Raw genomic sequence first — 18,580 nt, 5'->3', positions numbered from 1 at the left:
GGTTGACCTCGGAGGTTCGCCGGCACAGCGCTTTAACCCCGGCACCGGATTCTCGCAGGGAATTGTGGGGTTCAACCACTGGCTGCCTCCCCCGATGCCGGCGATCCGACTGCTAAGGTGGGGATCGATTCATCATTTTGAGCCAACGAAAGGTCGCCCAGTTGGAGTTACGCACAATCCGCATTACCGCAATCGGAGATGAGCTGCTGGCCGGGCATGGCGACCCGCGAGGCCTGGGCTGGTTCGGCCGGGTCATGGCCCGCACCCAGGATCCGGCGCTGCGCCTGCAGTCCTTCGTCCTGGCCGCACCGGCCGAGGGATCCGAGTCGCTGGCCGAGCGCTGGTTGGGCGAAGCCTCCCGCCGCTTCAGCGACCAGTACGAGAACCGCCTGGTCATCGCACTGTCCGACCGCGACGTCGACCTGGACGTCACCACCGCGCGCAGCCGGCTGAACCTGGCCAACATCCTGGATTCGGCCTCGCAGATGAACATCAAGGCGCTGCTGGTCGGCCCGGCCCCCGGCTTGGACGATGCGCGCAACCAGCGCGTGGCGGAGCTGAACCGGGTGTACTCGGATGTGGCGCTGCGCCGCAATCACCACTACGTCGATACCTTCACCCCGCTGCGTGCCCATGCCCAGTGGCGTGCGGACCTGAACGCCTCCGGCGGCGTGCCCGGCCAGGCCGGGTACGGCCTGATGGCCTGGCTGGTGCTGCATCGCGGCTGGTATTCCTGGCTGGACTTGCCCGAGCCGGGCGATAGCTGAGCCGGTCCGGTCCGTTAGGAAAATGGGCCGGAAGTGTGAAAGACTATGAGCCGGCCCGAATTTTCGGGAAGTACTATTGATCCCTCTAAGGAGTCACCATGTCGAAGCGCGCTCGTAAGCGTCGCGATCGCAAGCGTGGCGGTGCCAACCACGGCAAGCGCCCAAACAGCTAAGCGAAGTGAACATAAAAGAACCCCGTACCCTTCGAGATCTTCTCGAAAGATGCGGGGTTTCTCATTGCCTTGCTAGCGGTGCCGGGCTAGTGCCCCGACTCCACGCGGATCTGTGAAATCCGCGCAATGATGCTGGCCTTCAGGGTCTGCGGGGCATGCTCCTGGCAGCTGCGGCGCACCACCGAGCGGATGATGCACTCCAGATCGTACTGCTCGGTGCATTCCGGGCAGCCTTCCAGATGAGACTTGACCTCCTTGAGGTCATCGAGCGTCAGCGCGCCGTCAAGGTACTCGTAGATGCGGACGATGCGGTCATCGGCGCAATCACCCAATGAATTGCAATCCATCCTATTTCGCTCCTCGTTCGGCCTTGGCGGCGCTCTTGCTCTGGGTGCCGGTGGCGATCCCGCGATCCGCGGCGTAATCCGCCAGCAATTCCCTCAAATTCTTTCGTCCACGATGCAACCTGGACATCACGGTGCCGATCGGCACGCCCAGGATCTCGCTGGCTTCCTTGTAGCTGAAGCCCTCGACATCCACGAAGTACACGGCCATGCGGAAATCCTCGCCGATCGACTGCAGCGCGGCTTTCACATCCGAATCCGGAAGGTGGTCCAGCGCTTCGGCCTCGGCCGAACGCAAGCCGGTCGGCGAATGCTCCATGGCCTGGGCCATCTGCCAATCCTCGACCGTGTCGGTGGAGGTGCGCAGCGGTTCGCGCTGGCGCTTGCGGTACAGGTTGATGTACGTGTTGGTCAGGATCCGGTACAGCCACGCCTTGAGGTTGGTGCCAGGCTTGTACTGGTGGAACGCGGAATAGGCCTTGGTGTAGGCCTCCTGCACCAGATCCTCGGCATCCGACGGGTTGCGCGCCATGCGCAGGGCAGCCGAATAGAGCTGGTCCACGTACTGCATCGCGTCACGCTCGAAGCGTTCGCGGCGCTGCTGTTCGGACTCAGAGGCCACATCGGGCAAATTCTCGTCCACGCTCTCGTTGTTCATCACTGCCGAGTCTACGCGTTCAACCGGCTTTATGCGCGCGCCAGCACGGGCGAAGGCCGGGCGCGGGGCCTCGGCCAGCGCGCAGGCGGTGCCGCCGGCACTTGAAGTGTCCTGTCGTATCGTCACACTAGGCATAACCAACCGGACGCAAACCTTATTCCCGCACCGATCTCGGCTAGGATTAAGCAGTGGGCGCACAGTGCTTCAAGCGCTGCTCGCGGCCCCCGAAGTGAAGCATCGAGCCGAAGGATCTACCAATCAGCACCGCAAGCGCCCCCGGCAACCGACTCAACCAGCTGCACGAGGCAGAAGAGAACTGGTGGGCAGCGCCTTTCGCTGCCACCGGCCTGGATGCCACCGTGCAGGTGCCCGCGTCGAAGTCGCTGACCAACCGGTATCTGATCCTTGCGGCCTTGGCCTCCTCGCCCTCCACCATCCACAATACGCTGATCAGCCGCGATACCGAGCTGATGCTGCGCGCCCTGGCCGAGTTCGGGGTGGGCGTGCAGCGCGTCGCGCAGGACGATGGCTCCACCACCGTGGTCATCACCCCGGGCCAGCTGGCCGCCGGTCCGCTGTCCATCGCCTGCGGCCTGGCCGGCACGGTAATGCGCTTCGTGCCCCCGCTGGCCGCAGTGGCCGGCGCCACGGTGGCCTTCGACGGCGACGAAGCGGCCCGCGTGCGCCCGATGGCCCCGGTGCTGGATGCCCTGGCGGACCTCGGCGCCCGCATCGACTATGCCGGCGCCGCCGGCATGCTGCCCTTCACCATCGATGCCAGCGCCATGAAGCAGGACGCCGAGGTGGTCATCGACGCCTCGGGCAGCTCGCAGTTCATCTCGGCGCTGCTGCTGGTCGGCCAGGCCCTGCCCGGCGGGCTGGCGTTGCGCGCCGCGCCGGGGCCGATCGCCTCCCCGGACCACATCGCGATGACGGTGCAGACCCTGCGCGAGCTCGGCGTGGACGTGCAGGTCGATGCCGATGCGCGCGGCTGGCGCATCGCACCGGGGCAGCTGAAGGGCTTCACCGTCACCGTCGAGCCCGACCTGTCCAATGCCGGCCCGTTCCTGGCCGCCGCGCTGGCCACCGCCGGCACCGTGCGCGTGCCCTTCTGGCCCGCGAAGACCACCCAGGTGGGCGGCAAGTGGGTTGAGATCCTGACCGCGATGGGCGCGCAGGCAGAGCTGGGCAAGGACGGCGTGCTTTGCGTGCGCGGCACTGGAACAATCCGCGGGATCGACTACGCCGACGCCTCCGAGCTGGCCCCGACCCTGGCCGCCCTGTGCGTGCTGGCCGATGCGCCGAGCACGCTTAGCGGCATCGGGCACCTGCGCGGGCATGAAACCGATCGGCTGGCCGCGCTGGAAGCCGAATTGCCGAAGGTCGGCGCACGCGTCACCGCGACCGCCGACGCGCTGCACATCGTCCCGGGCCCGCTGCGGGCCGCGGATATCGAGTCCTACGAGGATCACCGCATGGCCACCGCCGGCGCCCTGCTGGGCCTGGCCATCGACGGGGTGCGCGTGCAGAACATCGCCACCACCGCGAAGACCATGCCCGATTTCCCGCAGCTGTGGAGCGCCATGGCCGCTACCGCAGGGGGCCAGGGCTGATGCGCTACTCCGACTACGACGAGTCCTCGGTGCGCGTGCGCCCGAACAAGAAGGGCAGCCGTCCGCGCACCAAGGACCGCCCGGCCCACGAGCAGGCGGTGATCGGCCGCATCATCACTGTGGACCGCGGCCGCTACACTGCGATCCTCGACGAGGACACCGCCACCGAGCGCATCGTCATCGCCGCCCGCGCCCGCGAGCTGCGCCGCCAGGCGACCGTGCCCGGGGACCTGGTGGGACTGGTCGGCGACACCTCCGGCAAGCCCGACACCCTGGCCCGGCTGGTGCGCATCGAACAGCGCAGCACCCTGCTGCGCCGCAGCGCCGATGACACCGACGCCACCGAGCGCGTGGTCGTGGCCAATGTCGACAAGCTGGTCATCGTCGTCGCCGCCGCGAACCCCGAGCCGCGCACCGGCTTCGTGGACCGCGCGCTGGTCGCCGCCTACGACGCCGGCATCCAACCGGTGCTCTGCGTGACCAAGGCCGATGTGAAGGACCCGGCCGAATTCCTCACCCACTACGAGGGGCTGGACTTCCCCGTGGTCATCTCCCGCACCACCGCGGCCGAGGCCTCGGGCATCGACGCCCGCAGCGCCGACGGCTCCAGCGCCCGGCTGGATGCCGGTGCCCTGGCCGAACTGGAGCAGCTGCTCTCCGGCTGCGTCTCGGTGGTGCTCGGCCACTCCGGGGTGGGCAAGTCCACCCTGGTCAACGCCCTGACCGGGTCGACCCGCGCCACCGGGCACGTCAACGCGGTCACCGGCCGCGGACGGCACACCTCCTCGAACGCGCTGGCCCTGCGCCTGGGCGGCACCCCCGGCTCCTGGCTAATCGACACCCCGGGCATCCGCTCCTTCGGGCTGGGGCTGGTGGATCCGGACAATATCCTGGCCGCCTTCGAGGACCTGGCCGAGATCGCCACCGGCTGCCCGCGCGGCTGCTCCCATGCGGCCGGCGAGGCCGGCTGCGCGCTGGAAGCCTGGGCCGCCGAGTCCGAAGGCAGCCAGGCGGCCAACCGCCTGGCCTCCTACCGCCGGCTGGTCACCACCGAGGAAACCACGTACGAAAAGGAGCTCGGCGCGCAGTAGCCGCCGCATAACCATGGCTGAATACACCCTGCAGCAAGATCTCGACTTCGCCCTGGCATTGGCCGACAAGGTCGACGCCTTCACCCTGGCCCGCTACGGCGCCAACGACCTGGTGGTCGAATCCAAGCCGGACATGACCCCGGTCTCCGATGCCGATCGCGGCGCCGAGCAGCTGATCCTGGCCGAACTGGCAGCCCACCGCCCCGGCGACTCGGTGCTCGGCGAGGAGTTCGGCGTGCACGGGGACTCGGCCCGGCGCTGGGTCATCGACCCGATCGACGGGACGAAGAACTTCGTGCGCCGCGTGCCGGTGTGGGCCACGCTGATCGCGCTGCTCATCGACGACGAGCCGGTGCTCGGCGTCATCTCCGCCCCGGCGATGACCCGCCGCTGGCATGCGGCCACCGGCCTGGGCGCCTACGTCAGCGAACCGGGCGCGGTCCCCGGGACCACCGCCACCCGCCGCCTCGCCGTCTCCTCGGTCAGCGCGCTGGAAGACTCCTCGCTGTCCTACGCCTCGCTGAACGGCTGGAAGGACGCCGGCAAGCTCGACGGCCTGCTGGAGCTGCTGGGCACCGCCTGGCGCACCCGCGGCTACGGGGATTTCCTCTCCTACGCGCTGGTGGCCGAAGGCGCGGTCGACGCGGCCTTCGAACCAGAGCTGGAGCTCTACGACATGGCAGCGCTGGTGCCGGTGGTCCGCGAGGCCGGTGGCCGCTTCACCTCGGTGGCCGGGGCTGAAGGCTGCCATGGCGGCAACGCGCTGGCCAGCAACGGCAAGCTGCACGAGGCAATCCTGCCCTACCTGAACCGCAGCTAGGCGCCGGCACGATCATGGCACCTGCACGCCGCGGACCGGCCGGGCTGACCACCAGCGAAGAGGACTACCTCAAGGCGCTGTACGCGCTCACCGAATGGGAAGACGCCGAAGTCGGCACCGGTGCGCTGGCCGACCAGCTGGGCCTGTCCCCCGCCTCGGCCACCGCCATGGTGCAAAAGCTCGCCGCCAAGGAGCTGGTGAACCACGTGCCGCGCGGGGCGATCACGCTCAGCGAGAGCGGGAGGCGCGAGGCGCTGCGCATGGTGCGCCGCCACCGGCTGCTGGAGACCTTCCTGCGCGACGAGCTGGGCTACGGCTGGGACGAGGTCCACGACGAGGCCGAGGCCCTGGAGCACACCGTCACCGACCGGTTCATCAACGCCCTGGATGCCCGGCTGGGCCACCCGCGCCATGACCCGCACGGAGATGCGATCCCCAGCGCCGACGGGACCTTGCCGGTGTCGGCCGCGATCCGGCTGGACCGCTTCACCGGAAGCAGAGCGGTCATCGACCGGATCAGCGACGAAGATCCGCAGTTCCTGCGCCGTGCCGCCGCCCAGGGCCTGGTGCCCGGGGCGGGGATCGAGCTGCCGCATCAGCTGGATTTCATCGAGGCCTCGCTGATCTGGGTGCGCAAGGCCTAGCTGCGGGCTGTGCGAGAATGAAGAACAGCCCAAGACCCCAGGGAGGCCGGATGGAGCAGCGACCGATCATTCTCGGCGTGCCCGACCGGTTCGATCCCCACGTGCTGGCCACTGCCGCGCAATTGGCTGGCGCACTGGGCACCGGGCTGCTGTGCGTGCATGTCGATGCCACCGGCTACCCTCTCGAAGAACTGCCCGACGGCACCGTACGCAGCGCACCGCTGGATCCCGAATCCGGTGAGGAAGCCATCGTCCGCTTCCCGCAGGAGCTGCTGCTCCAGCTCGAGGCCCAGCTTGCGGGCACGGAAGTCCACTGGCAGGCGCACGCCACCGCTGGCGGGCCAGGGCAGCAGCTGGCGCGGCTTGCCGTGCGGCATGATGCGGCGCTGATCGTGCTCGGAGTCCGCCAGCGATCCATGGCCAACGTCATCCGCGAGCTGCTCAACGGCTCCGTGGCGTTGCATCTGACGCACCGCCAGCGCCATCCGGTGCTTCTGGTCCCGCCACTCCCCGCCCGCCAAGCAGAACAGATCCAGAGTTCATGACCCCTCCGCCATCGCGCAGCGCGCAGAACACCGTGCCGCCTTCTTCCCTGGCCCCGGGTTCCCTGCTGCTGGTGTTCCTTGGCGGCGCCGCCGGGACAGCCGCCCGGCAAGGACTGGGCCTGCTGCTGCCTTCCGCTGGCGGTTTCCCGATCGCGATTTTCGCCGCCAACATGCTGGGAGCCTTCCTTCTCGGCCTGCTGCTGGAGGCGCTGTCGCACGGCGGCGGCAGCGAGGGACGGCGCCGCCGGCAGCGCTTGCTGCTGGGCACCGGTGTCATGGGCGGCTTCACCACCTACAGTGCGCTGGCCACCGACAGCATGCTGCTGTTCTCATCCAGTGCGGTGCTCCCGGCGCTGGCCTATGCTCTGCCCACGGTGATCTGCGGCGCTTTGGCTACCTGGTGCGGCATTGCCCTCGCGGCGAGGCGTGCGGCCCGAACAGCGGGAGGAGCCCGGTAGTGCTCTCCCCCGGCTTGTTTTTCACGGTTGCGCTCTGCGGCGGCCTTGGCGCCTGCCTGCGTTTCGTGATTGATGTCCTGATCAGGCGGTGGCTTCCCGCCCCTCTGCCTTGGGGGACGATCCTGGTCAACCTTTCAGGCTCCTTCGCCCTCGGCGTGCTGACCGGGCTGCTGGCCCAGCAGCTGCTGTCTGCGCAATGGCTGGCGGCCATCGGTACGGGACTGCTCGGCGGCTACACGACGTTTTCCACGGCCAGCTTCGAAACGGTCCGGCTGCTGCAGTCAGGCCGCATCGCGGCCAGCCTGGCCAACGCCCTGGGCACGCTGGTTGGAGCCGTGCTTGCCGCGTGGCTCGGCTTCCAGCTGGCTGGGCTCTTCTAGCCGGAAATAGCACATGCCAAGCCGGAAGGCTTGGCATGTGCCGTTCGCTAGCGTGCTGCGCGGCGTCCCTTGGGTGCGCCCGTCCGGGCCCGGTTGGGAAGGTCCTTCGGCGGCCGCTTGGTGCGATCGTGCGGAACTACGTACCCTCCGGTGGCGATGACCAATATGGCGCTGATACCGGTCAACGAGAGCATCGCAATCGCCCAGATCTGGGACTGGTCATAGAAGGAATGATCGACGCTCAGCCAAAGCACGTAGGCGCCGATGAGGTAGATGATATGGATCAAGAGCAGGCGCGTCCGCAGCCGCAACTTGATGACTGCCTTCGGTGAGAAGAAGATCGACCACAGGATCAGCAGCGGAATGACCACGACGAGTATTGCTGGAATGGTCGGCCAGGGGATGAAGGCGATAGCTGCGAGTGCCGCCGCGAACAGCAGCCCGACTTCCAAGAGGAAAGCCACTGCGGCATAGGTTGCTGAGAGGAAAGGCGATACCCGCTGGGAACTTTTTTTACCCATCGACTTCAATCTCACTCCGTTTCTGCACGCGGCATTTCAAAGCCTTCGACTTTCATCTCAAGTCTATGTGCAAATTCTCCATCCCGCGAACAGGCTCGCGATGCGGCGGCTGACTTCAAGGCAAACAAAAAGCTCCGGATCCAAGCTTGCGGGCTTGGATCCGGAGCCGGAAATTGTGGAGATGGGGAGAATTGAACTCCCGTCCGATGTGGTGTTGCCAGGTCTTCTCCGGGCGCAGTTTGCTGTGGATTTTCTCTGCCCCAACCATCACGCAAACAAGTGGTTGATCCGGGCACAGTTGCCTGAATGTGTACCCAGCAGCGGCAACAACTGCTGAATACATTGGCTATCTAAATGACGTTAGGAACAGGGGCGATAGCGTCCCCTGGCTAACGGACCGTCTGGCTGCTTAGGCAGCGAGAGCGAAGTCAGTGCGCTTTGATTCGGCACTTATTGGTTTGCAAAGAGCGTTTACGAGATAACTTTGCGTCCTCGGCCCGCTTCATCTGTCGCGACTCACACCGTCGAAACCGATCATCCCCGTATTTTGTTGTCAGTCCCGGTTTCCCGGATGCAACCACACCCTAGGGCGTGTTCATCAATCATAGCGCATCACGCCGGGTTGCCCCAATGCGAAATGCGCCACAACCTCTGCTTACGCGTTGCCGCGGTTGCGTTCGCGCATGGCACGCAGTGCTTCGCGGTTATCCTGCTTTTCGCGCAGGGCCTGCCGCTTGTCGTACTCGCGCTTACCGCGGGCGACACCGATTTCCAGCTTCGCCCGACCCGATTTGAAGTACAAGCTCAGCGGTACGACAGTCAGGCCGGCTTCGCCGATCTTGCGCTCGATCTTGAGCAGTTCCTGGCGGTGCAGCAAGAGCTTTCGCCGACGACGAGCCGCATGATTGGTCCACGATCCGTTGAGGTACTCGGGAATGTAGACATTCTCAATGTACAGCTCATCGCGGTAGAACTGGCCGAAACCGTCAACGAGCGAAGCTTTGCCTTCGCGCAGCGACTTCACTTCGGTACCGGTGAGCACCATGCCAGCTTCGAAGGTGTCGAGGATTTCAAAATCGTGGCGCGCCTTGCGGTTGCTCGCGATGACTCGATCTTCTTGGTTCTTCTTAGCCACGTTACTCCTTGCATGTCGCGGGCGGATTCCCGCGCACAGACTACAAGTCTAGCGCTAGAGAAGTCCCAATGGGTTCACATGTGATCCATTGATGATCGTTTCGAAGTGCAGATGGCAGCCGGTCGAATTGCCGGTGGTGCCAACGTAGCCGATGACCTGGCCCTGCTTCACATGCTGGCCGACACTGACCGCGATGCGGGACATATGGTGGTAGTTCGTGGCCAGGGCCTTGCCCTTGATGACCCCATGCGAAATGGTGACCTTGTTGCCCGAGGATCCACCCCATCCGGCCATCCAGACTTCGCCGGATGCTGCCGCCATGATGGGCGAGCCGCACTGGCCTCCGAAGCCCCAGTCGATACCCGCGTGCACATAGCCGCCGCGGCCACCGTAATCGATGGTTCCGGCTGGCGTTGGGCGCCATCCGAAGGTCGAGGTCAAACGGTCGCTGGTGGTCGGCTTAATCAATCCCCAGCTGCTTGGCTCGGCGTAGTCCGAAGACTTCGGCTGGGATTTCGGTGCAACGTAGGGCTTCTTCTTGTAGGTTCTTTTCTCCGCTCGGGCTTCGGCAGCCTTGCGCTCCTGCTCAGCCTCGTAGGCGGCCTTTTCCTCAGCGATGCGCTTTCGCTCGGCCGCTGCTTCGCGACGCGCCTTTTCTTCTGCCTTGCGTTTGCGCTCGGCGGCTTCCCGGATCAGGCGCTCCTGGCGTTCCTTGATCTGCTGATTGACCGCAGCGTATTCCTTCTGCTGCGATTCCAGCTTCGCCTGGATGCGCGGCTTCTGCGCTTCGAGTTCGGCGCTGAGCGCTTCGGTGCTGGCTACCAGTGCATCCAGCTCGTTCTTGGCGTTCTGCGCAGCATCTCGCGCTGCCTGCTCCTGCGCCAAAGCTTCCTCTGCCTGGGCTTTCAGCGAGGAGATTTCCTTCTCCACGGCAACCAGGCGAAGCTTGTTGCTTTCGTTATTGGCCTGTTCCTGGGCCAAATCGTTGTATGCGGCATTCTGGGATTCCATTGCACGATTGGCCATGTCCAGGCCGTCGGCCATCTTGGTTGCCGAATCCATGTTGAGGATCATGTCCAGCCCGCCCGAGACACCGCCGCGCTTATAGGCTTCCGCGGCGATCTGCGCCATCGCGTCCTCCGCTTCGGACAGCTTCGCAGCGTTTTCTTCGATCTGCTGGGCCACTTCATCACGAGTCGCCTGCGCGCTGATCAAGCGGTTGTTCAGATCGGAGAGGGTGGCCTGGGCATTGGCTACGCGGCTTTGCGCGTCAGCCAATGCCTGCTGGGCAATGGGTACCTGCGCCTGCTGGTCACGCAATTTCTTGTCGGTTTCCTGGATGTCGGCATCCAGGAATTCCATGTCGGTCTCGAGGTTTTCGATGTTCTTCTCGACCTGAGCTTTCTTGTCGTCCAGCTCGTCAGCGACCACAAGGCCTGCTGGCAGAGTGAGCGCAAGAGCCATAGCTCCACCGATAGAGGCGCGTAAGAATTTACGTCGCACGGCGTTCGACAGCATAAAGCTCCTTTAAGAAATTGCGTACTTCAGTTCAAGCCTAGATAACGTTTCGGCTAAACCTTCAGGTAACGCTTCAACGTTACCACTGATGAAATTGTGGCCAAAACGATACCAATAATCAAGAGTATCGGAGCAACTAGCCATATTTCGGTGGTAGAGATGAACGCTACACCGACGTTTTCGTTGGCCAACTTGTCCTCAACGAGGAACTTCAGCAGCAACCACAGGGTGCCCGACGCCAGCAGGCCGCCAATCAGCGACGCGATCACGCCTTCGATGATGAATGGCAATTGAATCGTTGCTTTCGAAGCGCCGACCAGCCGCATGATGGTTGTTTCGAGCCGCCGGTGCATGGCCGAGAGCTGAATGGTCGTCCCGGTGAGCAGCACCGCGCAAACAATCATCACGATTGCCACGACGGCGGCGGCAGCGGAAGCCACGCGCACCAACTGGAATACCTTTTCAAGCAGTTCGCGTTGGTCGATTACCGAGTCAACTCCGTCAACGGTGGAGAACGCTTCGTTGATCACCGGATACTTTTCCGGATCAACGAGTGCGACGCGGAAGGATTCGGGAAGTTGTTCTGCAGTGACCTGGTCGACCAACGCGGAGTTCTCGTATTGGTCAAGGAAGTTCTCGTACGCCTGTTCCTTGGATTCGTAGGCGAATTCCTTGATGTATGGGGCGAGCTGCTCGGACTTGAGCATCTCCTCGATGTCCTGCCGCTGTTCCTCGGTGACCGCACTGCCGGCACAGTTCGGTGAGGTGCTCGTGTCATCGCAGAGGTACACCGCGACTTCCATGCGGTCGTACCAGTAGCCCTTCATCTGGTTGATCTGGAGCTGAAGCAATACCGAAGCGCCGACGAAGGTCAACGATACGAAGGTCACCAGCACCACAGAAACAACCATGACGACGTTTTGCCGCAGGCCCTTCGCCGCTTCGCGGAGAATAAATCCTAGTCTCACTGGTCCTCGTCTTTCTTATCCTCGGCAACCTGCGATTCTTCGTCGTATTCCACGGCCGAATCGCCGACGAGCAGTTCACGCGAGCCGTCCTGGTTCACCACAGTGGTCATCGGCGTGTACTGGCCATCAATTTCATCGCGGATGACTCGTCCGCGTTTCAGTTCAATAACGCGGTGGCGGTATTCGCTCACCAGCTCGTGCGCGTGCGTAGCCATCAGGACGGTCGTGCCGTTCTGGTTGATGCGATTGAGCACGTTCATCACTTCGATGCTGTTCTTGCGGTCAAGGTTGCCAGTAGGCTCATCGGCCAGCAGGATCGACGGCCTGTTCACAATGGCGCGGGCAATGCCAACGCGTTGCTGCTCGCCACCGGAAAGCTCGGTTGGCTTGCGGCGTGCTTTGTCTTCGAGGCCGACCATTTTCAATGCGTCCGGCACTCGCTCGCGGATTTGGGCACGGGAGGCACCGATGACTTCCATGGCGAACGCGACGTTGTCGAAGACCGTACGCTCACGCAAGAGGCGGAAGTCCTGGAAAACGAATCCAATGTCGCGGCGCAGCTTGGGCACACGACGGCTCGGTATGCGGTTGAGGTTCTGTCCGGCCACGTAGACGGATCCGTCGGTGGAGCGCTTTTCGCGCAGCACCAAGCTGAGGAAGGTCGACTTACCCGAACCGGATTCACCAACCAGGAAGGCGAATTCGCCACGGTCTATCTCGATGCTTACCTCGTCCAAAGCCGCATTCTGCTGCTTCGGCTCGTAAACCATCGAGACGTTTTCGAATTTAATCATGTCTTCAATCGCTAGTCTTCGTCGGGGCGCGACCCACGAACACCAATCTCGAGATCAAACGTCTATTGATGCGCCAGTCTTCCAAACACTATCGGTGCAAGGTTGCGAACCAGCCGAAATATAAGGCGTGTTGCAAGATTCATGCCGTACGTCCAGCTAACGCGAAGTGCGCTGCTTCGGCATGACTAGCTGTAATTGGCGCAGCAGGATCCGCAACGGTGATGATGCTTACACCCTGCATGACAGAAGCGTCCACCGCGGTCAGTGTCAGCGAGACCGCCTACTTGCTTGGTCGGCGTTGTCCTGCACGCCAGCGGATGCCTGCATCGATGAAGTCGTCGATTTCACCGTCAAGCACCGCCTGGGTGTTGCCCACTTCATGTTCGGTTCGCAGGTCCTTGACCATTTGATACGGGTTGAGCACGTAGGAGCGCATTTGGTCACCCCAAGATGCCTTCACATCGCCGGCGAGTTCCTTCTTCTGCGCGTCCTCCTGCTCCTTCTTCAAGAGCAGCAAGCGCGACTGCAGAACTCGAAGCGCGGCAGCACGGTTCTGGATCTGCGATTTCTCGTTCTGCATCGAGACGACGACGCCGGTAGGAATATGCGTCATGCGTACCGCGGAGTCGGTGGTGTTAACGCTCTGGCCACCAGGCCCCGAAGAGCGGAACACGTCCACGCGGATTTCAGATTCCGGGATTTCGATAGTGTCGGTCTGCTCAATCAGCGGCACAACTTCCACGGCCGCAAACGATGTCTGGCGACGACCCTGATTATCGAATGGCGAGATGCGCACCAGGCGGTGGGTACCGGCTTCTACGGAGAGCGTGCCGAAGGCATACGGGGCATCAATTTCAAAGGTTGCCGATTTGAGGCCGGCTTCTTCGGCGTACGAAGTGTCCATGACAGTGGCCTTGTATCCACGGCGTTCAGCCCAACGCAGGTACATGCGCAGGAGCATTTCCGCGAAGTCCGCGGCATCAACACCGCCGGCACCGGAGCGAATCGTGACAACCGCACCTCGGGCATCGAATTCGCCGTTGAGGAGGGTGACTATCTCGAGTTCAGCGAGGGCCTTCTGGATGCTGGTGAGCTCCTTGTCCGCTTCATCCAGCGTATCGTCGTCTTCCTCGAGCTCGGCAAGCTCAACCAGGACTTCCAAATCATCGATTCGCGTCTGCAGCCGAGTCAGCCGTTCCAGCTCGGATTGGCGATGGGATAGCTTGCTGGTGACGATTTGAGCAGCGGCCGGATCATCCCAGAGGTTGGGAGCGCCCGCTTCTTCCGAGAGGACTGCGATGTCAGCTTTGATCTGCTCGACATCGCTCACGTCTTCAATTGCGGAGAATGTAGAACGCAGTGAGCGGATTTCAGCGGAGAAGTCAGTTTTTGCCATGGTCTTCTAAGACTACGTCATTTGGCTTCTGATCATTGAGTCCGGCGGCCAACGTGGTGATTACCTGCTCAATACGGTTCGAGCGGATGATTCGACTGATATCGGCACTCCACCGGGAACTAGCCACCCTACTATCGGCGGTTGCACCGAACCACTCAACTGGAGATTCGCGCCTTGGCCATCGGGCATGATCTGGACCCGGCCGATTCGCAGATTCTCGACCCGGCCGGCCGCACCAACGTCTGACAGGTACTGCTGCACTGCTTGCTGCACGCGTTGCTGGTCGAGCTGGATCCTTGGGTTGCCGTTGTCCGCAACGAACTCGAATTCGTCTACGGCAGCCACGACCGCTCCGTCGGCAATTGACAACAGCTGACGCGCTTTGAGATTGACGGCGCTGGCTGCCAGCACCACGGAAATGGTCAGCAATGTGATGGCGCACAGGCCGATTGCCAGCACCAAGGATTGCCCATCCTCATTCCGCAGATTCAGGACGGCACGCTGCGGCCTAGCCAAATCGATCAGTCCTTTGCGACGCGGAGGAATCCACGGTGAATGCGGACGCCTCGACCCATTCGGATACGAAAGGCAGCGGGACATCCAAGGCTACAGTCACGGTGACGACACTGCCCGGGCTCAAGCATTCCATTTCGCAACGAATTGAAGTGCGGGCGTTGCGATACCCAAAATTGTGCATGGTTCTTCGCACGACAGCGTGTGCATCGTTCCTCGCCTGCACAGGGTCTTCGGCGGCGGCAAAGACCTTGGCGGCATGATCGGCAGCACCAACCACGGCATAGCTGCCTCCTTGAAGCTGGCCGGCGGCCAGTATCAAGTACACCAGGGGAATCAGCAAGACGGTTGAAGCAAAAACGAATTCCACTACCGCACTTCCACGATCTCCATCCCGAATTCTGCGATGTATGGCGGTAGCCAGATTTTTGGCCCTACCCATAACGCACTGCTTCTCCTTCCACGTGCAAGTCCCACCCATTGGGCAAGAGCCCGATCAATGGCACTCGGGTGCTGACCGATACGGTAACCATCTGGCTGTCCCCTACAGGAGTGGTGCTCACGGCAATGTCACGGGCGAATCCACCATGCAAGCTTTCGGTGATCAATGTCCGGGTTCTGCCTTGGGCATCGGCCGCTGAACGATTGGCCAATGCACCGTAGTGGGCGCCGTTGGAAGCCGCGTCAATCAGCGTATTTCGCACATGCAGAACCAGCGCGAGTTGGACAAGCGTCATTGCGATCACCACAAGCAACGTTGTCACCATGACAAATTCCGCTACAGCAGACCCGCGCTCGCTGCGCGTGGGCTCCACGGAGCGCAGAATTCCGGATGACCGCGCACCAAAGCTCATGCGCGGTTATCCCAATCCGGAAACTCGATCGATTGCCTGGTTGAACAGGTCCTGCAGCCTAGGTCCTGCGATGGCCAGCAACGCGGCGACCAGCAAAGCAGACATGAGCGTGATCATGACCCACCCCGGAACGTCGCCTCTGCTATCCCTGAGTTTCGGAGAAAGCTTATGAATGAGTAGTTCACCGGCCGCGATGATCTGCATTGCCAGTTTGAGCATCATTTGTTGTACGTGGTTCATGACAGCCCTTCCAACGTGCTAAAAAAATTCAAAGTGAGAGGTTCAAGATTTTCTATGCACCGTTCAGTAGCTCATCTCCAATAACGCTAGGCCGGGAAATACGGCAAAAACGATCGTGAGCGGCAGAATGCCGAATACCACCGGGATGAGCATGGAAATTTCACGTTTTCCGGCAACTTCCATCAGTTCGCGTTTCGACGCATCGCGAACATCCTGCGCCTGGTCTCTGAGCACCTGTGCCAAGGGCGTGCCCCGCTCTGTGGCAACAACGATCGCATCGACAAAGCGCGTCATCGCCCCGACTTGCATCCGGTCAGACATATTCTGCATAGCTTGGACCATCGGCGTACCTGCGTGAATGTCGTTCAAGGTCTTCGTGAATTCCTCGCCGATCACTCCATGGCAGATTCGCGAAATTCTCTCGATTGCTCCCGTTGTGGATTCGCCCGCGCCGACAGTTAGCGCCAGCACCTCGGCCACGGTGGGGAATTGAGTCAGTATTTTTCTAGACCGCCGGTGGATCTGTTCGCCAAGCCACCAACCACGCAAGGCGTAGCCCGAAATTCCGAAACCAATGACAACCAGCACTGACAAGAACAAAGAAACGTGATACTGGACGGCAGCAAGAGCCATGAATGCAGAACCTGCTACCAAACCAGCCAAAGCATAAACGATTTCCTGGGACCGATAGTCAACGAGGCTCATGTCCAATCCTGCAGCGTTCAGGCGCTTCCGGAGCGTACCGGCAGAAGGACTGTGCAAGCTAGCCAGCTTCTTGATTTGTTGCAGCATGGGGGCAGCTAGCTGGCCCAAAGCCGAGTGCCCGGAGTCCGAGTGCCAGGAGTCTTCAAGCATGCGCGAGCTTCGAACGCCAACACGGACGTGCGGCGCAATACGATCAGCGAAGGCCATTCTGCGCCAGCCCGGCAGGTTCACGAAGACCAGCCATAGACCCAGACCAAGTCCCAAACCGCAAAGCGCCGCCCATGACGTATAGCTGCTCATGCCAGCACTCGTTCTTCTACCGGCAAGGTACCGAGCCGGAGCATAATTCGATAGCAGACGAACGAAACCACCACGCCGAGGCCGAGCACGATCACTCCCCCGAATGTCATATACGCATCTTTCGCAGCTTCCTGGGTGCCCAGGACCAGCAGCAAGATCCACGGCGCCGCAACGGCCAGACGTGCTGCTGAAACAATCCATGATTGCCTGGCCGCGAGTTCTCCTCGTGTTCTCACGTCATCTCGCAGGAACGCCGACAACGTTGTGAGCGTATGGCCCAAGTCGGTGCCTCCGACCTCACGGGTGATGCGCAATGTCGTAAGAATTTTGTCAGCTACCGGGTCTGCCAATCGTTCGCCCAGCTGGTCCAGTGCCACAGAGAAGTTCGCGGTGGCTCGATAATCCAAGGCGAAGTCCCGGAATAGAGGCCGCAATACGTCCGGTCCCACAACTGCCAACTGGCTCAAGGCTTCAGGAAGCGAGAGACCTGCCCGGATGGCGCTTCGCAAGTGGTCAACCACGTCGGGCCATTGCTCTTGCAACGCCGCGTGGCGTTTAGCTGCCTGATGGCGCAGATAAACCCATGGTGCAAATGACCCAAAGAGGCAAAACACGACGGCGAAGAGCCACGAAGCGGTGAGTCCCAAGGTCACCAACGCGAAAGTCAGCCCGCAGACCGCGCAAATTGCGATGAATTTTGCCGGCGCCAGATTGCCCATGCCCGCATGGAGCAATGCGTTCTTGATCGCCGAGCTGCGTTTAGGCGATTTCTCCCACGGGGCAAACAGCAACCAGTCAACCATGAGGGCAATGCCCAGCCCGCCAAGGAGAGCAAAGAAAGCAACCACCGCTACACCGCCATCAGTTCGGCAATGTTGATGCCAGCTACATCGAACTTTTCATGGGACCAATCAGCACCCCTGGCCGGTTGCAGGCGATCGGCCTGCCGTTCGAAAAGCGTCGAGGACTCAATTTGCCCCTCCTCCACGCGATTGCGCACACTGAGAATTTCGTTGACGTAGCGATGGCCCTGGGGGCTTCGTACGCAATGGACAACTAGGTCAATGCATGCGGCTACCGTCTTGATGGTGAAGTCGCTGGTGATGTTCGGTCCGGCAAGCAGAGGCAAGGTGCAAATTTTCGTGATCGCGTCACGGGCAGAATTCGCATGCAAGGTGCACAGCCCCGCGATTCCCGAGTTCAACGCAATCAGCATATCCAAGGACTCTGCTTCGCGAACCTCGCCGACAATGATGCGTTCAGGGCGCATGCGCAGAGCTTCCTTGACCAATCGGCGCATGGTGATTTCGCCAGTTCCTTCAAGATTGGCGAGACGAGTTTGCATCGCAACGACATCCCGTAGCGAGAGATTGAGCTCGAAAATTTCCTCGATGGTGATGATTCGTTCCCTGGGGCCGATCGCTGATGCCAGGCAGTTGAGCATTGTGGTTTTTCCGGCCTGGGTAGGTCCAGTCACGATGACATTAAGACCTGCGCCGATGGCGGTGGAAAGGAACCTCGCCGCTTGCTCGCTCAATGATCCGAGCTCGACCAGGTCTTCGAGCTTTCCTGCGCGTGCTATGAACTTGCGAATGTTTATGGCCCAATGCTCATGGGTGATATCCGGAATCACGACGTGCAGACGAGACCCATCGGGCAACTGGCAGTCGACGAATGGTTGGGAAAGATCCAGGCGTCTGCCAGAGGACTTGAGCATCCGTTCTACCAGGGCTGCAATTTCGGCCGATTCCATGCGGATGTGGGTCAGTTCGCTTTGGCCGCCTCTGGCGCAAAAAATTTGATGCGGTGAATTGACCCAAATTTCCTCGACAGAAGGATCATCCAGCAGGGGTTGCAATGGTCCAAAACCGGACACGTTGTCGAAAACTGAACGTTGGGCGGCCTCTAGCGATCCAAGTGAAGGCACAGCTCCAAGCAATGCGCGTTCGTCGTAGTCTCGGATGACTTCATCGATTAAGGCCCGGATCATCGCTGGCTGCTTGGCTGGGTCCAATCCGCGACGCCGGACCAGCTCACGTACTTCGTCTTCGACAATGGACAGCGCATCCACCACTGGCTCCTTTGGCTTTCCTGTTGGAGGATCCCGAAGTCGGGGACCATCGGCGAGCGCGTCGTCGGTGCA

Annotated in this window: 24 protein-coding genes and 1 other RNA gene; 9 read left to right on the top strand and 16 right to left on the bottom strand. The window is 61.9% G+C overall.

Features of this window, described 5'->3' with window-relative positions:
* Positions 1-161: 161 nt before the first annotated feature.
* Positions 162-767 (top strand): GDSL-type esterase/lipase family protein, encoded by a 606-nt coding sequence (locus ATK23_RS03200; RefSeq protein WP_038990422.1) that lies wholly within the window; start codon positions 162-164, stop codon positions 765-767.
* Positions 768-865: 98 nt separating this feature from the next.
* Entirely contained in the window at positions 866-940 is a 75-nt protein-coding gene (locus tag ATK23_RS16770; protein ID WP_369299107.1) for a 50S ribosomal protein bL37, read from the top strand.
* A gap of 86 nt (positions 941-1,026) precedes the next feature.
* On the opposite strand, the gene rsrA is transcribed toward ATK23_RS16770, so the two are convergent.
* A complete protein-coding gene (gene rsrA, locus ATK23_RS03195; RefSeq protein ID WP_038990421.1) occupies positions 1,027-1,287 on the bottom strand; it encodes a mycothiol system anti-sigma-R factor in 261 nt (86 codons plus the stop codon).
* Position 1,288: 1 nt separating this feature from the next.
* On the bottom strand, positions 1,289-2,077 hold the full coding sequence (locus tag ATK23_RS03190; RefSeq protein ID WP_066137582.1) for a sigma-70 family RNA polymerase sigma factor: 789 nt from the start codon (positions 2,075-2,077) through the stop codon (positions 1,289-1,291).
* A 224-nt stretch (positions 2,078-2,301) separates the two neighbouring features.
* On the opposite strand from ATK23_RS03190, the gene aroA reads away from it, so the two are divergent.
* From aroA to crcB, 7 genes are read left to right on the top strand one after another with little or no spacing between them, the layout of a single operon-like run.
* Complete coding sequence (gene aroA, locus ATK23_RS03185) at positions 2,302-3,555, top strand: 3-phosphoshikimate 1-carboxyvinyltransferase (RefSeq protein ID WP_066137580.1); 1,254 nt, start codon at positions 2,302-2,304, stop codon at positions 3,553-3,555.
* Entirely contained in the window at positions 3,555-4,646 is a 1,092-nt protein-coding gene (rsgA, locus tag ATK23_RS03180) for a ribosome small subunit-dependent GTPase A (protein WP_407645290.1), read from the top strand. The genes aroA and rsgA overlap by 1 nt, the downstream gene beginning before the upstream one ends.
* Positions 4,647-4,653: 7 nt before the next feature.
* The gene (locus ATK23_RS03175; RefSeq protein ID WP_407645319.1) at positions 4,654-5,466 is read left to right on the top strand and encodes an inositol monophosphatase family protein; all 813 of its coding nucleotides are present in this window, start codon (positions 4,654-4,656) and stop codon (positions 5,464-5,466) included.
* Positions 5,467-5,480: 14 nt separating this feature from the next.
* Positions 5,481-6,110 (top strand): metal-dependent transcriptional regulator, encoded by a 630-nt coding sequence (locus tag ATK23_RS03170; protein ID WP_066137577.1) that lies wholly within the window; start codon positions 5,481-5,483, stop codon positions 6,108-6,110.
* 50 nt (positions 6,111-6,160) lie between these two features.
* Complete coding sequence (locus ATK23_RS03165; protein ID WP_066137575.1) at positions 6,161-6,655, top strand: universal stress protein; 495 nt, start codon at positions 6,161-6,163, stop codon at positions 6,653-6,655.
* The gene (locus ATK23_RS03160; RefSeq protein WP_066137573.1) at positions 6,652-7,113 is read left to right on the top strand and encodes a fluoride efflux transporter FluC; all 462 of its coding nucleotides are present in this window, start codon (positions 6,652-6,654) and stop codon (positions 7,111-7,113) included. The genes ATK23_RS03165 and ATK23_RS03160 overlap by 4 nt, the downstream gene beginning before the upstream one ends.
* On the top strand, positions 7,113-7,493 hold the full coding sequence (crcB, locus tag ATK23_RS03155) for a fluoride efflux transporter CrcB (RefSeq protein WP_066137570.1): 381 nt from the start codon (positions 7,113-7,115) through the stop codon (positions 7,491-7,493). Before ATK23_RS03160 ends, crcB begins: the two co-directional genes overlap by 1 nt.
* Positions 7,494-7,540: 47 nt before the next feature.
* Here crcB and ATK23_RS03150 read toward each other — a convergent pair whose 3' ends face one another.
* The 14 genes from ATK23_RS03150 to ATK23_RS03085 form a co-directional block, all read right to left on the bottom strand.
* Entirely contained in the window at positions 7,541-8,014 is a 474-nt protein-coding gene (locus tag ATK23_RS03150; RefSeq protein WP_066137568.1) for a DUF2568 domain-containing protein, read from the bottom strand.
* Between the two features lie 173 nt (positions 8,015-8,187).
* Positions 8,188-8,556, bottom strand: a transfer-messenger RNA (tmRNA) gene (ssrA, locus tag ATK23_RS03145).
* A 113-nt stretch (positions 8,557-8,669) separates the two neighbouring features.
* Entirely contained in the window at positions 8,670-9,149 is a 480-nt protein-coding gene (gene smpB / locus ATK23_RS03140) for an SsrA-binding protein SmpB (RefSeq protein WP_066137566.1), read from the bottom strand.
* Positions 9,150-9,203: 54 nt separating this feature from the next.
* Positions 9,204-10,613: a M23 family metallopeptidase gene (locus ATK23_RS03135; protein WP_245858289.1), complete on the bottom strand. Its 1,410-nt coding sequence runs from the start codon at positions 10,611-10,613 to the stop codon at positions 9,204-9,206.
* Positions 10,614-10,720: 107 nt separating this feature from the next.
* The gene (ftsX, locus tag ATK23_RS03130; protein ID WP_066137562.1) at positions 10,721-11,635 is read right to left on the bottom strand and encodes a permease-like cell division protein FtsX; all 915 of its coding nucleotides are present in this window, start codon (positions 11,633-11,635) and stop codon (positions 10,721-10,723) included.
* On the bottom strand, positions 11,632-12,429 hold the full coding sequence (gene ftsE, locus ATK23_RS03125; protein ID WP_038990409.1) for a cell division ATP-binding protein FtsE: 798 nt from the start codon (positions 12,427-12,429) through the stop codon (positions 11,632-11,634). The genes ftsX and ftsE overlap by 4 nt, the downstream gene beginning before the upstream one ends.
* Before the next feature lie 280 nt (positions 12,430-12,709).
* On the bottom strand, positions 12,710-13,825 hold the full coding sequence (gene prfB / locus ATK23_RS03120) for a peptide chain release factor 2 (protein WP_038990407.1): 1,116 nt from the start codon (positions 13,823-13,825) through the stop codon (positions 12,710-12,712).
* A 60-nt stretch (positions 13,826-13,885) separates the two neighbouring features.
* Positions 13,886-14,287 carry a hypothetical protein gene (locus tag ATK23_RS03115; RefSeq protein ID WP_157066295.1) on the bottom strand — a complete coding sequence of 134 codons (402 nt, stop codon included), beginning with the start codon at positions 14,285-14,287 and terminating at the stop codon, positions 13,886-13,888.
* A 46-nt stretch (positions 14,288-14,333) separates the two neighbouring features.
* Positions 14,334-14,780, bottom strand: coding sequence for a hypothetical protein (locus tag ATK23_RS03110; protein WP_083515380.1), 447 nt, complete (start codon positions 14,778-14,780; stop codon positions 14,334-14,336).
* A complete protein-coding gene (locus tag ATK23_RS03105; protein WP_066137557.1) occupies positions 14,773-15,192 on the bottom strand; it encodes a TadE family protein in 420 nt (139 codons plus the stop codon). The genes ATK23_RS03110 and ATK23_RS03105 overlap by 8 nt, the downstream gene beginning before the upstream one ends.
* Positions 15,193-15,198: 6 nt before the next feature.
* Entirely contained in the window at positions 15,199-15,432 is a 234-nt protein-coding gene (locus ATK23_RS03100) for a hypothetical protein (protein ID WP_371858970.1), read from the bottom strand.
* Between the two features lie 63 nt (positions 15,433-15,495).
* Entirely contained in the window at positions 15,496-16,437 is a 942-nt protein-coding gene (locus tag ATK23_RS03095; RefSeq protein ID WP_066137554.1) for a type II secretion system F family protein, read from the bottom strand.
* A complete protein-coding gene (locus ATK23_RS03090; RefSeq protein WP_100339237.1) occupies positions 16,434-17,285 on the bottom strand; it encodes a type II secretion system F family protein in 852 nt (283 codons plus the stop codon). The genes ATK23_RS03095 and ATK23_RS03090 overlap by 4 nt, the downstream gene beginning before the upstream one ends.
* Positions 17,286-17,287: 2 nt before the next feature.
* The gene (locus tag ATK23_RS03085) at positions 17,288-18,508 is read right to left on the bottom strand and encodes a TadA family conjugal transfer-associated ATPase (protein WP_038990359.1); all 1,221 of its coding nucleotides are present in this window, start codon (positions 18,506-18,508) and stop codon (positions 17,288-17,290) included.
* Positions 18,509-18,580 lie beyond the last annotated feature (72 nt).

The sequence above is a fragment of the Glutamicibacter nicotianae genome (genome assembly GCF_002797775.1).
GTDB classification, from domain to species: Bacteria; Actinomycetota; Actinomycetes; order Actinomycetales; family Micrococcaceae; genus Glutamicibacter; species Glutamicibacter nicotianae.
This window is presented reverse-complemented; position numbering and strand designations above follow the sequence as displayed.

Bases quoted from the DNA above. Each gene is read 5' to 3' on its own strand.
- ATK23_RS03190 (WP_066137582.1), bottom strand. From the start codon at position 2,077: ATGCCTAGTGTGACGATACGACAGGACACTTCAAGTGCCGGCGGCACC.
- prfB (WP_038990407.1), bottom strand. From the start codon at position 13,825: ATGGCAAAAACTGACTTCTCCGCTGAAATCCGCTCACTGCGTTCTACA.
- ATK23_RS03150 (WP_066137568.1), bottom strand. From the start codon at position 8,014: ATGGGTAAAAAAAGTTCCCAGCGGGTATCGCCTTTCCTCTCAGCAACC.
- ftsE (WP_038990409.1), bottom strand. From the start codon at position 12,429: ATGATTAAATTCGAAAACGTCTCGATGGTTTACGAGCCGAAGCAGCAG.
- ATK23_RS03105 (WP_066137557.1), bottom strand. From the start codon at position 15,192: ATGAGCTTTGGTGCGCGGTCATCCGGAATTCTGCGCTCCGTGGAGCCC.
- ATK23_RS03165 (WP_066137575.1), top strand. From the start codon at position 6,161: ATGGAGCAGCGACCGATCATTCTCGGCGTGCCCGACCGGTTCGATCCC.
- rsrA (WP_038990421.1), bottom strand. From the start codon at position 1,287: ATGGATTGCAATTCATTGGGTGATTGCGCCGATGACCGCATCGTCCGC.
- ATK23_RS03135 (WP_245858289.1), bottom strand. From the start codon at position 10,613: ATGGCTCTTGCGCTCACTCTGCCAGCAGGCCTTGTGGTCGCTGACGAG.
- ATK23_RS03170 (WP_066137577.1), top strand. From the start codon at position 5,481: ATGGCACCTGCACGCCGCGGACCGGCCGGGCTGACCACCAGCGAAGAG.
- ATK23_RS03110 (WP_083515380.1), bottom strand. From the start codon at position 14,780: ATGGGTAGGGCCAAAAATCTGGCTACCGCCATACATCGCAGAATTCGG.
- ATK23_RS03160 (WP_066137573.1), top strand. From the start codon at position 6,652: ATGACCCCTCCGCCATCGCGCAGCGCGCAGAACACCGTGCCGCCTTCT.
- ATK23_RS03100 (WP_371858970.1), bottom strand. From the start codon at position 15,432: ATGAACCACGTACAACAAATGATGCTCAAACTGGCAATGCAGATCATC.
- ATK23_RS03095 (WP_066137554.1), bottom strand. From the start codon at position 16,437: ATGAGCAGCTATACGTCATGGGCGGCGCTTTGCGGTTTGGGACTTGGT.
- rsgA (WP_407645290.1), top strand. From the start codon at position 3,555: ATGCGCTACTCCGACTACGACGAGTCCTCGGTGCGCGTGCGCCCGAAC.